General features: G+C 63.8%; 12 protein-coding genes. 10 read left to right on the forward strand and 2 right to left on the reverse strand.

Annotation, left to right across the window (positions count from 1 at the left end; genetic code table 11):
* Positions 1-7 precede the first annotated feature (7 nt).
* The 3 genes from AC097A_RS09685 to AC097A_RS09695 all read left to right on the forward strand — a co-directional run bounded on the left by AC097A_RS09685 (position 8) and on the right by AC097A_RS09695 (position 4,128).
* Positions 8-1,480, forward strand: coding sequence for a sensor histidine kinase (locus tag AC097A_RS09685; protein ID WP_479620665.1), 1,473 nt, complete (start codon positions 8-10; stop codon positions 1,478-1,480).
* Positions 1,477-2,163: a response regulator gene (locus tag AC097A_RS09690; protein ID WP_479620666.1), complete on the forward strand. Its 687-nt coding sequence runs from the start codon at positions 1,477-1,479 to the stop codon at positions 2,161-2,163. Before AC097A_RS09685 ends, AC097A_RS09690 begins: the two co-directional genes overlap by 4 nt.
* An 87-nt stretch (positions 2,164-2,250) precedes the next feature.
* Entirely contained in the window at positions 2,251-4,128 is a 1,878-nt protein-coding gene (locus AC097A_RS09695) for a potassium transporter Kup (protein WP_479620667.1), read from the forward strand.
* Here AC097A_RS09695 and AC097A_RS09700 read toward each other — a convergent pair.
* Positions 4,125-4,628 (reverse strand): Lrp/AsnC family transcriptional regulator, encoded by a 504-nt coding sequence (locus AC097A_RS09700; RefSeq protein WP_479620668.1) that lies wholly within the window; start codon positions 4,626-4,628, stop codon positions 4,125-4,127. The two genes, AC097A_RS09695 and AC097A_RS09700, sit on opposite strands and share 4 nt — an antisense overlap.
* Positions 4,629-4,736: 108 nt before the next feature.
* Between AC097A_RS09700 and hppD the strand changes: the two genes are divergently transcribed.
* Genes hppD through phhA form a run of 4 tightly spaced genes read left to right on the forward strand, consistent with a single transcriptional unit; the run spans position 4,737 to position 8,541 of the window.
* The gene (gene hppD / locus AC097A_RS09705) at positions 4,737-5,834 is read left to right on the forward strand and encodes a 4-hydroxyphenylpyruvate dioxygenase (RefSeq protein WP_479620669.1); all 1,098 of its coding nucleotides are present in this window, start codon (positions 4,737-4,739) and stop codon (positions 5,832-5,834) included.
* 26 nt (positions 5,835-5,860) lie between these two features.
* Positions 5,861-6,406 carry a VOC family protein gene (locus tag AC097A_RS09710; protein ID WP_479620670.1) on the forward strand — a complete coding sequence of 182 codons (546 nt, stop codon included), beginning with the start codon at positions 5,861-5,863 and terminating at the stop codon, positions 6,404-6,406.
* A complete protein-coding gene (fahA, locus tag AC097A_RS09715) occupies positions 6,403-7,683 on the forward strand; it encodes a fumarylacetoacetase (protein ID WP_479620671.1) in 1,281 nt (426 codons plus the stop codon). The genes AC097A_RS09710 and fahA overlap by 4 nt, the downstream gene beginning before the upstream one ends.
* A gap of 12 nt (positions 7,684-7,695) precedes the next feature.
* Positions 7,696-8,541 carry a phenylalanine 4-monooxygenase gene (gene phhA, locus AC097A_RS09720; RefSeq protein WP_479620672.1) on the forward strand — a complete coding sequence of 282 codons (846 nt, stop codon included), beginning with the start codon at positions 7,696-7,698 and terminating at the stop codon, positions 8,539-8,541.
* 39 nt (positions 8,542-8,580) lie between these two features.
* On the opposite strand, the gene AC097A_RS09725 is transcribed toward phhA, so the two are convergent.
* A complete protein-coding gene (locus AC097A_RS09725) occupies positions 8,581-9,039 on the reverse strand; it encodes an Lrp/AsnC family transcriptional regulator (protein ID WP_479620673.1) in 459 nt (152 codons plus the stop codon).
* 127 nt (positions 9,040-9,166) lie between these two features.
* Here AC097A_RS09725 and AC097A_RS09730 point away from each other — a divergent pair, with 127 nt between their 5' ends.
* From AC097A_RS09730 to AC097A_RS09740, 3 genes are read left to right on the forward strand one after another with little or no spacing between them, the layout of a single operon-like run.
* Positions 9,167-10,744 (forward strand): aminotransferase class V-fold PLP-dependent enzyme, encoded by a 1,578-nt coding sequence (locus tag AC097A_RS09730; protein WP_479620674.1) that lies wholly within the window; start codon positions 9,167-9,169, stop codon positions 10,742-10,744.
* Positions 10,745-10,788: 44 nt separating this feature from the next.
* The gene (locus tag AC097A_RS09735; protein ID WP_479620675.1) at positions 10,789-12,552 is read left to right on the forward strand and encodes a thiamine pyrophosphate-binding protein; all 1,764 of its coding nucleotides are present in this window, start codon (positions 10,789-10,791) and stop codon (positions 12,550-12,552) included.
* Between the two features lie 6 nt (positions 12,553-12,558).
* Entirely contained in the window at positions 12,559-13,083 is a 525-nt protein-coding gene (locus AC097A_RS09740) for an N-acetyltransferase family protein (RefSeq protein ID WP_479620676.1), read from the forward strand.
* Positions 13,084-13,129 lie beyond the last annotated feature (46 nt).

Consider the following 13,129-nt stretch of genomic DNA (forward strand, 5'->3'; position numbering starts at 1 on the left):
CGTGACCATGCAAGCCCTGTCCGCCACTCACCGCGTTTATCTGACCCCAATCGCCACCGTGCTGGCCCTGCTGGGCGCGGCCACCGGGCTGGGGTTCGCGCTGGACCAACATGTCTCGCTCACCAGCCAGTCCATGCTCTACGTGCTGGCCGTGGTGCTGGCGGCCTATACCTTGCCCTGGCTGCCCTCGGTGCTGTGTGCCGTGGTGGCGGTCATCGCGCTCAACTTCTTTTTTGTGCCGCCGCGTTTCACCTTTGCGGTGGACAGCCAGGAGCACCTGATCGGCCTGTTCACCATGTTGCTGGTCGCGCTGGTCATCAGCCATCTGGCCAGTGCGCTGCGCCGCAAGACCGCGCTGGCCCGCGCGAATGCCGAGCGGGCTTGGCAGCTGCAACAGCTGGCCACCGCCTTGGCGGACGCTGCATCTGCGCAGGCCGTGGCAGACTTGGGGCGCAGCGCCTTGGCCCAGGCCTTTGTCGGCCCCAGCGTACTGGCATTGAGTGCCGAGGTGGATGACCACGCCGCGCTGCGCGACGGCCTGCAGTGCTGCATGCGCGAAGCCGCAGTGCTGGGGCCGGGCACCGGGCGTTGGCCGGGGCTGGAGGCCTGGTACCTGCCACTGGGCGGCCCGACGCAGATGCATGGTGCGGTGTGTATTCAAACTGTGCGCGCCGATGACGAAGCCGGCCGCGACCATGCCCAGGCGCTGTGCGCCTTGCTGGCCCAAACCCTGTCCCGGCTGCAGATGGCGCAGTCCATGCGCGTGGCGCAGCAAGAAAGTCAGCGCCAGCAAGTGCAGAGTACCTTTCTGGCCGCCATTTCGCATGACCTGCGCACGCCGCTGGCCGCAGTGGTGGGGGCGGCATCGTCACTGCAAACCCAGCGTGACAAGCTCAGTGAGGCCGAGCAGCAGCGCCTGCTGGCCAGCATCATGGATGAAGCCAGCTACCTGTCTACCGTGACCGAAAACACCCTGCAGCTGGTGCGGCTGAGCACCACCACGCTGGACATCCGCCCGGACTGGGAATCGGTGCAGGAGGTGGTGGGCGCTGTGTTGGCCCGTGTGCGCCAGCGCGACCCGCAGCGCCGCATCCAGTCCCGCGTGCCGGGTGATTTGCCGCTGGTGCGGGTGGACGCCGTGCTGCTGGCCCAGCTGCTGAGCAATCTGCTGGACAACGCGCTGAAGTACAGCGACAGCACCATCGACCTGGTGGCCAAAACACAAGACGGTGTCGTTCAGCTATCGGTCAAAGACCGCGGTCCGGGTATTGCCGAGGACCAGATGGCTACCCTGTTTGAGCCCTATGCGCGCGGCGACCGCGCTGGCCCGCATGGTGCGGGCTTGGGGCTTGCCCTGTGCCGTGCGATTGCACAGGCGCACCATGCGACATTGGACGTGCGCCAGCGCCAAGGCGGTGGTTGCAGCGTGACCCTGACGTTGCCCGCGGTAGTGCAACCCCTGGCGGGAGATATGCCATGAGCTTGCGCGTTCTGGTGGTGGAGGATGACCGCGAGATCCGTGCGCTGATGCAGTCTTCGCTCACGGTGGAGGGTTTTGCGGTGCAGACCGCGGTGTCGGTGCGTGAAGCGCAGGCCCTGTTGCAACACGCTCTGCCTGATGTGCTGGTGCTGGACCTGGGCCTGCCCGATGGCGATGGCCTGGAACTGGTGCAGGCTGTGCGCAAGCAGCACACACTGCCGATTCTGGTGGTGTCTGCTCGCCACCAGGAGGCACAAAAAATTCTGCTACTGGACGCTGGGGCGGACGATTACCTGACCAAACCCTTTGGCGTGAGCGAGTTGCTAGCGCGCATCCGCGTGGCCCTGCGCCACCGCGGTACCGCCTTGTCACCCGCGGTCACGGTGCATGTGCTGGACGGCCTGCGCGTGGACCTGACGCTGCGCCAGGTGGAGCGAGACGGTGTGGCCTTGCACCTCACACCCACCGAATTCAAACTGCTGGCGCGCTTGGTGCGCAGCGCCGGGCGTGTGGTCACGCACCGCCAGCTGCTGGTGGACGTGTGGGGGCCGGAGTTCACCGAACACACGCACTACCTGCGCCTCTACATGGGCCAGCTGCGCGCCAAGATTGAGGCTGACCCGGCCGAGCCCCGCCACCTGCTGACCGAAACCGGCGTGGGCTACCGCCTGGCTACGCAGTAGACGGAAAGTCTTGCGGGCAGGCATTCCATATGCCTTCCTAACGCGAGGCGGGCGACAGTGCAGTCCTCTTCACTGTTTAAGTTTTTCATGCAATCCAACACGGCTCGCGAAAGTATGGGCGCCCTCACGCTAGGCGCCCTGGGTGTGGTGTATGGCGACATTGGTACCAGCCCGCTCTACACCATGAAAGAAATCTTCAGCCCCGCCACCGGCATTCCGCTGGACGCGCCGCACCTGATCGGTGCGGTGTCGGTGGTGTTCTGGGGACTGATGATGGTGGTGACCCTCAAATACGTGCTGCTGATCCTGCGTGCCGACAACCGGGGCGAGGGCGGCATCATGGCGCTCACCGCGCTGGCTGCCAAGGCCGCGGGCACCACACCGCGGCGACGTCTGGTGCTCTTGCTGACTGGTGTGTTGGGTGCGGCATTGTTCTACGGCGATAGCGTGATCACGCCTGCCATCTCGGTGCTCAGCGCGGTGGAAGGCCTGGAGGTGGTCACCCCAGCGTTCAAGCCTTATGTACTGCCCATCTGCGCTGCGGTGCTAGTGGGCCTGTTTGCCATGCAGCGTTTTGGCACCGGCCTGGTGGGCAAGCTGTTTGGCCCGGTCATCGTGCTCTGGTTTGGCGTGCTGGCGTTTACCGGTGTGCTGGAGATTGCGCAGAGCCCGCAGATCCTGGCGGCGCTGAACCCGCTGCATGCACTGGCGTTTTTGAGCGACCAAGGTTGGCATATGTTTGTGGCGGTGGGCGCCATTGTGTTGGCCTTCACCGGGGCTGAGGCCTTGTATGCCGACATGGGCCACTTTGGCAAACGTCCCATCCAGTTCGCCTGGATGGGGCTGGTGTTGCCTGCGTTGGCATTGCATTACATGGGGCAGGGCGCGCTGCTGATGCGCGATGCCACCGCGCTGGAGAACCCGTTCTACCGCATGTTCCCCGAGGCCTGGATCATCCCAGCCGTGGTGCTGGCCACCGTGGCCACCGTGATTGCCTCGCAGGCTGTCATTTCCGGGGCGTTTTCCATGACCCGACAAGCGATCCAGCTGGGCCTGCTGCCGCGCATGCAGGTGCTGTTCACGTCGACCAAAGAAGCGGGCCAGATTTACCTGCCCGGCGTGAACTGGCTGCTGCTGGTGGCGGTGTTGCTGGCCGTGTTTGGGTTTGGCAGTTCGTCGGCGTTGGCCTCGGCCTATGGCATTGCGGTCACCTTCACCATGCTGATCACCACCGTGCTGACCTTCTTTGTGGTGCGCCACGCGTGGAAGTACCCGCTGCCGCTGGCGATTGCGGCCACCAGTGTGTTTGTGGCGCTGGACGTGCTGCTGGTGGTGTCATGTTCGCTCAAGTTTTTGCAGGGCGGCTGGTTCCCGTTGGTCATGGGCCTGGGCATCTTCCTGGTGATGGCCACCTGGCACCGGGGCCGCGAGCTGCTGGTGGACGGCATTCGGCGCGACGACCCCGAGCTGGCGCCCTTTGTCGCGGCCCTGGCGCAAGACGGTGTGCATCGCGTGGCGCGCACTGCGGTGTATGCCGTGGCCAACCCTGACACCGTGCCCCAGGCGCTGATGCATAACCTCAAGCACAACCAGGTGCTGCACGAGCGCAACATCATCCTCAATGTGGTGTTCCACGACGTACCCTGGATTGCGTTTGACGAACGCTTGGTGGTGCAGACGCTGGCGCCCGGCTTCTGGACGGTGCAACTGCACTATGGGTTCAAAAACACACCCGACATTCCCAAAGCGCTGGAGCTGTGCCGCAGCCAGGGGCTGCCCATCAACCTGTTTGAGACCTCGTACTTCTTGAGCCGCGACATCGTGGTGCCCACGCGTGGCTCGGGCATGGCGCATTGGCGCGAGGCGCTGTTTGCGGTGATGTCGCGCAACGCGGGCAGCGCGGCCGACTTCTTCCGCCTGCCCAACAACTGCGTGATCGAACTGGGCGCGCGAGTGCAGATCTAGGCGCCGCGCTTGAGGTGTGCCAGGGGCAGCTCCGTGCTGCTCTTGATGCGCGCCAGCACGATGTTGGAGCGGATGCTGCCCACGCCCTGGATGCGCGTGAGGCGGCGTAGCACCTGTTCCGACAACACGCTGAGGTCGGCCGCCACGATCTGCAGGATGTAGTCCGACTCACCAGCCACCGAATAACACTCCAGCACTTCGGGGAAGCCGGCAATTTCGCGCTCAAACGCCAAGCCTTCGTCGCCGCTGTGGCGTGTCAGCGTGACATAGGAGATGGCGCGCACACCCAGGCCAATGGCCGCGGGCTCCAGCAGCGCTACATAACGACGGATGATGCCGCTAGCCTGCAGGCGCTGCACCCGGCGGCTGACCTGCGAGGCCGACAAATGCACCTGCTCCCCAATTTGCTGGTGGGTGGCATGCGCATCGCGCTGCAGTGCGGCAAGAAGGCTAATATCAAAGCTATCTAGCAGCGAATCTTCGTTTTTCTCTGTTTTCATGCATAAATTATGCATCTGTGCGGGCTGCTTCCCTGCAACTTGCACACCTTTTGCATGTCCAAATGACCACAATCAAGGCTTCAAGAACAGCGTTTGAGGAGCACGACCATGGCCACTGCAACAGGTGATTTGTTTGACAACCCGATGGGCCTGATGGGCTTTGAGTTTGTGGAGTTCGCATCTCCTGTCGCGGGTGTAATTGAACCTGTGTTCGAGCGCATGGGCTTCACGCTGGTGGCCAAGCACCGCTCCAAAGACGTGGTGCTGTACCGCCAGGGCGATATCAACTTCATCGTCAACCGCGAACCCAAGAGCGTGGCGGGTTATTTCGCCGCCGAGCATGGCCCCAGCGCCTGCGGCATGGCGTTCCGCGTGAAGGATTCGCACCTGGCTTACAAACGCGCTTTGGAGCTGGGCGCCCAGCCTGTGGAGTTGCGCCCCGGCCCCATGGAGTTGAACCTGCCTGCCATCAAGGGCATTGGCGGTGCGCCGCTGTACTTGATCGATCGCTATGAAGACGGCAAGTCCATCTACGACATTGACTTTGAATTCATAGCCGGCGTGGACCGCCACCCCGTGGGCCATGGCTTCAGCGTGGTCGACCATCTCACGCACAACGTGTACCGGGGCCGCATGGCGTACTGGGCAGACTTCTATAGCAAGCTGTTCAATTTCCAGGAAATCCGCTACTTTGACATTCAGGGGGAATACACCGGCCTTACCTCCAAGGCCATGACCGCGCCGGACGGGCTGGTCCGCATTCCGCTCAACGAAGAAGCGCGCCAAGGCGGGGGGCAGATCGAGGAATTCCTGATGCAGTTCAACGGCGAGGGCATCCAGCACATTGCCTTGCTGTGCGAGGACCTGCCCAGCGCCATCGACCGCTTGCAGATGGCCGGCATCCCGCTGCTGACTGCGCCCAACGACGTGTACTACGAGAACCTGGCCAAGCGCCTGCCGGGTCACGGCCAGCCCGTGGGTGAATTGCAGGCACGCGGCATTCTGCTGGACGGCACGACCGAAGGCGGCAAGCCGCGCCTGTTGCTGCAGATCTTCTCGCAGCCGCTGCTGGGCCCGGTGTTCTTCGAATTCATCGAGCGCAAGGGCAACTACCGTGAGGGTTTTGGCGAAGGCAATTTCAAGGCCCTGTTTGAATCGCTGGAGCGCGACCAGATCAATCGTGGCGTGCTCGAAGCCGCCAAGTGAAGCCAGGCGAACCGAGGAGACACACCATGAAAATCGACCGCATCCATCACGTGGCCTACCGCTGCAAGGACGCCAAAGAGACCGTGCTCTGGTACCAGAAGATGCTGCACATGGACTTCGTGCTGGCCATCGCCGAAGACGTGGTGCCCAGCACCAAGGCGCCCGACCCCTACATGCACATCTTCATGGACGCGGGCATGGGCAATGTGCTGGCCTTTTTTGAGCTGCCCACGCAGCCGCCCATGGGCCGTGACCCGAACACACCTGAGTGGGTGCAGCACATTGCCTTCCGTGTGAAAGACCGCGCGGAGCTGCTGGAGTTCAAGGTGCACCTGGAAGCGCAGGGCGTGGACGTACTGGGCGTGACCGACCACGGCATGTTCCACAGCATCTACTTCTTCGACCCCAATGGCCACCGCCTGGAGCTGGCCTGCCCGGACCCCGAAGAGACCGCCAAGATTGCCCAGGCGGACGCAGTGAAGTGGGCCATGCTGGAGGAATGGAGCGTGACCAAACGCGCACCCAAACACGCCGCCTTTTTGCATGCCAAAGAGCTGGGAGCCAAAGCATGAGCGCTGCGCTGATCACGCTGGATGCCACGCACGATCCTGCCACCCAAAGCTGGGTGGAGTCGGCCAACGCGATGGACGCGGACTTTCCTATCCAGAACCTGCCATTCGGCCGCTTCCGCCACAACCGGCTGGAGCCCTGGCAGATTGGCGTGGCCATTGGCGACCGCGTGCTGGACCTGCACGCCACGGGGCTGATTGACCACAACGACATGGCGCGCCTGATGGCGGCGCCTGTGGCCGAACGCCGTGCATTGCGTCTGGCGATCTGGGAAGGGCTGCGCGCGGGCTCGGCTCTTAAGGAGGTATGGACCGACGCGCTGCTGCGCCAGACCGAGGTGGAGCTGGGCCTGCCCTGCGAGGTGGGCGACTACACGGACTTCTACACCGGCATCCACCACGCCACCACGGTGGGCAAGCTGTTCCGCCCAGACAACCCGCTGCTGCCCAACTACAAGTGGGTGCCCATTGGTTACCACGGCCGCGCCAGCAGCATTGGCGCCAGCGGCCAACAGTTCCACCGCCCGCGTGGACAAACCCTGAGGCCCGGCGCCACGGTGCCGGACTTTGGGCCAACCGCGCGATTGGACTATGAACTGGAAATAGCGGCTTGGGTCGGCATGGACAATGCACTAGGTGCTCCTGTTTCCATAGCGGATGCCGAGGAACACCTGTTTGGCCTCACGCTGCTCAACGACTGGAGCGCACGCGATGTGCAGGCTTGGGAGTACCAGCCACTGGGCCCGTTTCTGGCCAAGAACTTCGCCACCACCGTGTCCCCCTGGCTGGTGACGATGGAGGCGCTGGCCCCGTTCCGCACCGCCTTCACACGAAATGCCGACGATCCGCAGCCCCTGGACTACCTGGACTCGGCGCACAACCGCAGCGCCGGTGCGCTGGACGTGCAGCTGGAAGTTTGGCTGCAGACGCCCGCCATGCGCGCGGCGGGCAGCGCGGGCGAACGCCTGTCGCAATCGAATATGCGCGACGCCTACTGGACGTTGGCGCAGTTGGTGGCGCACCACACGGTGAACGGCTGCAACCTGCGCGCGGGCGATGTGCTGGGCACCGGCACGCTCTCTGGTCCGGCGCCGGAGCAGGGCGGCTCATTGCTGGAGCTGACGCAGGGCAGCAAAGTGCCGCTCACGCTGGCGAATGGCGAGACACGCACCTTCTTGCAGGACGGCGACAGCATCATCCTGCGGGGCACATGCGAACGTGCGGGTGCACGGCGCATTGGCTTTGGCGAGTGCCGCGGCACAGTGCTGGCGGTGCGATAGAGGACCGTGGGCATGGCACACGACTACACCATTCCCCAGCGCTGGGAGCACTACACCGCGCAAGACCACGCGGTGTGGAAGACGCTGTTTGAGCGGCAAACCGCGTTGTTGCCGGGCTTGGCCTGCGCCGAATTTGTGGAGGGCATGCGCAACCTGCCAATCTCGGCCCAGGGCATCCCCAACTTTGCCGAACTCAACGACGTGCTGAAGCCGCAAACGGGCTGGCAGGTGGTGGCCGTTCCCGGGTTGGTGCCCGACGAGGTGTTTTTTGAACACCTGGCGAACCGGCGTTTTCCCAGTGGTAACTTCATCCGCGGTGCGAACCAGCTGGACTACCTGCAGGAACCCGATGTCTTTCACGATGTGTTTGGGCACGTGCCCATGCTCATGCACCCGGTGATGGCGGACTTCATCCAGATGTATGGCGAGGCCGGGCTGCGCGCCAAGCGCATCGGCAAGCTGACCGAGCTGGCGCGTGTGTACTGGTACACGGTGGAGTTTGGGCTGGTGAAGGAAGTGGTGAACGGTGCGCAAGCCTTGCGCATCTATGGCGCGGGCATTGCCTCCAGCTTTACCGAGAGTGTGTACGCGGTGCAGAGTGCGTCGCCGCATCGCATTGGTTTTGAGCTGGAGCGCGTTATGCGCACCCACTACCGCATTGACGATTTTCAGGAAAGCTACTTTGTGCTGGACAGCCTGGACGACCTGTTGGGGCTGGCCCGCATCGACTTTGCCCCGGTCTACGAGCGCCTGAACCACGGCCCCAGCTACCAGCCCGGCGATGTGCTGTCCACCGACACGGTGTTGCACCGTGGCAGCGGTGCCTACCACCGCGCCCACACCACAGTTGGCGCTTAAATTGGCCTCTAGCCCTTATGGGTATTGCGCGAGCAGCTATCACAATGGTAGCGCGGTGGTGCTCTTGATCTCTTCCATCGAGAACGCCGAAGACACCCCCGCCAACTGCGCGTTCTGGATCAACCGTTTGTAAAAGCGGTCGTAGCCTGCAATATCGGCCGCCACCACTTTGAGCAGGTAGTCCACATCGCCACTCATGCGGTGGAACTCCATCACCTCCGGCATGCTAGACACCGAGGCCGCAAACTTGCGTAGCCAAGCTTCGTCGTGCCGGTTGGTGCACAGGCTCACAAACACGGTCACCGGCAGACCGGCCTGCGCACGGTTCACGATGGCCACACGCTTCTCGATGAGGCCAGACTCTTCCATGGCCTTGACGCGTTTCCAGCAGGGGGTGGACGACAAACCCACCTTCTCGCCGAGCTGGGCGGCCGACAGCGTGCCGTCTTTCTGCAATGCGCCCAGGATGGCGCGGTCCATTCGATCTAGTTCTTTCATGCTGCTGATCTGCTTATTAAAAGAACGTTCATTCTACAAAGTGGCGATTATTCGGTAAATACGGAACAAATTTTTCCGATGAGCCACTTAATATTTGCAGCAATTCCAACTGCTTGCAAGGCCCGCCATGTACACCCCGCTGACCGAGATTTACCTGGACTGCAATGCCACCACGCCGCTGCTGCCTGCGGCACGCGATGCGGCTCTGCAGGCCATGGAAGCGCAGTTTGGCAACCCCAGCAGCAGCCACTGCACCGGCTTGCGTGCCCGGGCATTGGTCGATGACGTGCGGGCGCGCGCCAGCCGCCTGCTGGGCGTGGGGGCAGGGCGTCTGCTGTTTGTGAGTGGCGCCACCGAAGGCATACAGACCGCAGTGCTCTCCGCGCTGTGTGCGCTACGCGAACGCCGCGATGCGGGCGAGCGCGTGGACGGTCCGCTCTTGGTGGGGGCCACCGAACACAAAGCCGTGCCGCAAAGCCTGGCGCACTGGAACCGCGTGCTGGGCCTGAACCTGCCCATTGTGGAAGTGCCGGTGGACCGCAACGGTCTGCATGACATGGCCTTTCTGCAAGCCCATGTCGCCCATGCCGGCCTGCTGTGCACCATGGCCGCCAACAACGAAACCGGCGTGATCTCTGACATCGCAGGTATCGAGGCGTTGCTGCACGCGACGAACTCCCGTGCGCTGTGGTTGGTGGATTGCGTGCAGGCGCTGGGCAAGCTGGGTTTGAACCTGCAAGGCACGCGCATCGACTACGCACCATTCTCTGGCCACAAGCTCTATGCCCCCAAGGGCATTGGCATGCTCTATGTGCGTGCCGGCAGCCCATTCACCCCGCTGATGGTGGGTGGTGGGCAGGAGGCGGGCCGGCGTTCGGGCACGGAGAACATGCCGGGTATTGCGGCCCTGGGCGCGGTGCTGCAGGCGCTGGAAACGGGGGAGGGCGGGGTGTTTCGCTCCACCGCCTTTTTGCAGCAGGCGCGCCTGCGCTTGGCCGAAGCACTGCGTAATGCCTTTCCAGAGTTGTTGTTCAACATGCCCTTCGACGGCTCGTTGCCCACCACGCTGAATTTTTCGGTGCCGGGCCTGTCCAGCAAGGCGTTGCTCAACCTGTTTGACGCGGCCGGCATGCGCATTAGTGCAGGCAGTGCCTGCAGCGCGGCCAAGGCGGAGCCCAGCTTTGTGCTGTGCGCCATGGGACTGCCGGCCTGGCAGGCGGAGGGCGCGGCACGCCTCTCCATTGGTGCGCTCACCGATGACGCGCTGATAGACGAAGCCTGCGCGCGTATTGCCCGCTGTGGCGCGGCCCTGCAAAGCGCCGCGACCGCGGTGCAACCGCCAGCGATCACCCCTGTGGTACCCGCAGCGTCTTTGCCTGATATGCAAGAGAGCACACTGACCGCCGCTACCTTGCCCGCGTTTCTGCAAAGCCACCCTGACGCGCTGCTGGTGGATGTGCGCGAGCCGTTTGAACACGCGGTGGGCCAACACAGCCTGCCTTGGTCCACACTGGCGCTGTGTAATGTGCCACTGGCCACCCTGGGCCAGCACCTGCCCGCCTGGTTGGACGAAGGCCACCGCCCCCTGGTGTTTTTCTGCCGCAGCGGTGGGCGCAGTCTGCAGGCTGTGCAGGCCTTGCGTGCTCGCGGGCATGGCCAGGCTTGGCATTTGGAGGGCGGCTTGGCCCTGGCGGAAATGGCATAGGGGCGTGCGCAAAACGCATGCCTTGCGGCGGCACAATGGCAGGCATGCAGACACCCCATTTATCCCCCGAACTGTCTCCCCCCCAACTCGCCGGCCACCTGCTGGTGCAATGCCTGGTTGAACAGGGCGTAACCCACGCCTTTGGCGTGCCCGGTGAAAGTTATTTGGCCGTGCTGGATGGTTTTCATTTGTACCGCGACCAGATCCAGTTTGTGGTGAACCGCCAGGAAGGCGGTGCCGCCTTCATGGCCGAGGCCCACGGCAAGCTCACCGGCCGCCCCGGCGTGTGTTTTGTGACGCGCGGGCCGGGTGCCACCAATGCCAGCATTGGCGTGCACACCGCGTTTCAGGATTCCACGCCCATGGTCTTGCTGGTGGGCGATGTGGCCAGCGACCAGCGTGACCGCGAGGCCTTTCAGGAGATGGACTACCGCGTGATGTTTGGCCCCAGCGCATTGGGCATGGCCAAACGCGTGGAGCGTATTGATGACGCGGCGCGTATTCCCGAGTACATCGCCCGCGCCTTTGCCACCGCCATGAATGGCCGCCCCGGCCCTGTGGTGCTGGTGTTGCCCGAAGACATGCTGACGCAGCCGCTGGTGGCCGATGCGGCTGGCAAGCTACCGCAACCGCTGGCCCGGGTAGAGCCGGTGGAGGCCTGGAGTGACCCTGGAGCCTTGCGCAATCTGCGCCAACTGCTATTGAAATCGGAGCGCCCTTTTGTCATCGCGGGCGGCGGTGGTTGGACGCCGCAGGCCGCACAGGCGTTACAGCGTTTTGCCGAAAACTGGCGTCTGCCCGTGGGCAATGCGTTTCGCTTTCAGGACACCTTTGACAACCACCACCCGCAGTACGCGGGCGACGTGGGCATTGGCATCAACCCCGCGCTGGCCAAACGTGTGCGCGATAGCGACCTCATCATCGCCATTGGCCCGCGCCTGGGCGAGATGACCACCGGTGGCTACACGCTGCTGCAGGCACCCAAGGCGGCGCAGACGCTGGTACACATCCACAGCAGCGCCGAGGAGCTCAATCGCGTCTACCAGGCTGACCTGGCCATTCACGCCAGCATGCGTGCCGCGGCCCGCTCGCTTGAAGTGCTGACGGCCCCGGTGAATGTGCCCTGGGAGGCCTGGACGCAAGGCTGCAACGCCGACTACCAGGCCAACCTGGTGCCCAGCGTGATCAAGGATCTGCCGGCCGACAACGACCGCGGCCTGGTGGACATGCCCAGCGTGATCGCCACGCTGCAAAAGCACCTGCCTGCAGATGCCGTGCTGACCAATGGTGCGGGCAACTTTGCCAGTTGGCTGCACCGCTTCTACCGCTACACCGGCTTGGCGAGCGGCCACAAGACCCAGCTCGCGCCCACCAATGGCGCTATGGGTTATGGCGTGCCGGCTGGTATTGCGGCGGCCATCACCACCGGGCGCACGGCCTTCACGATTGCCGGTGACGGCGATTTTCTGATGAACGGCCAGGAGCTGGCCACGGCGGTGCAGCATGGCGCCAAAAGCATCATCCTGCTGCTCAACAACGGCATGTACGGCACCATCCGTATGCACCAGGAGCGCGAGTACCCGCAGCGCGTTGCGGGCACCGCGCTCAACAATCCCGACTTTGCGGCGTTGGCGCGTGCCTATGGTTATGCGGGCGTCACCATCCGCAAGAGTGCCGACTTTGAAGCCGAGCTGCTGGCTGCGCTGGTGCGACCGAATGGCACGGTGATCGAGGTGGTGCTGGAGCCCGAACTCATCAGCACGCGTGGCACCTTGGCCGCGATGACACAAGCTGCGTTGCAGCGCTGACCTGCCATGCCCATCATCCGCTTGACGCCCGAGCACGCAGCGGCCTACCGGGCGCTGATTCTGCAAGCCTATGCCTTGCACCCGGACGCCTTCACCACCAGCGCCACCGAGCGCAGCGGTTTTCCGCTCAGCTGGTGGGAAAACCGGCTGGCCGCTGGTGACGATGCCAAGGAAGTGCTGTTCGGCGCCTGGGAGCAGGGCGCGCTGGTGGGCTTGGCGGGCCTGTCGTTTGAGCCGCGGGAGAAGGCCCGCCACAAAGCCACGCTGTTTGGCATGTATGTGGATGCCCAGCACCGCAGTCTGGGCTTGGGGCGCCAGTTGGTGGCAGCTGTGCTGGACTATGGGCGCAGCCGCAACGGCACGCTGCTGGTGCAGCTCACGGTGACCGAGGGCAACGCCGCGGCCACTGGCTTGTACGCGTCTTTCGGCTTTGTGCCTTTTGGGACCGAGCCCTTGGCGGTGCGGGTGGGGAGTGGGTACGTGTCCAAGGTGCACATGTGGTGTCACCTGCATGCGCCTCACCTGGCTTGAGCAGGCGGGCAGTGCTGGGGCGCTTTTTGCTATCTAATTAATAGCT

The organism is Rhodoferax sp. XS2R6 (genome assembly GCF_056521365.1).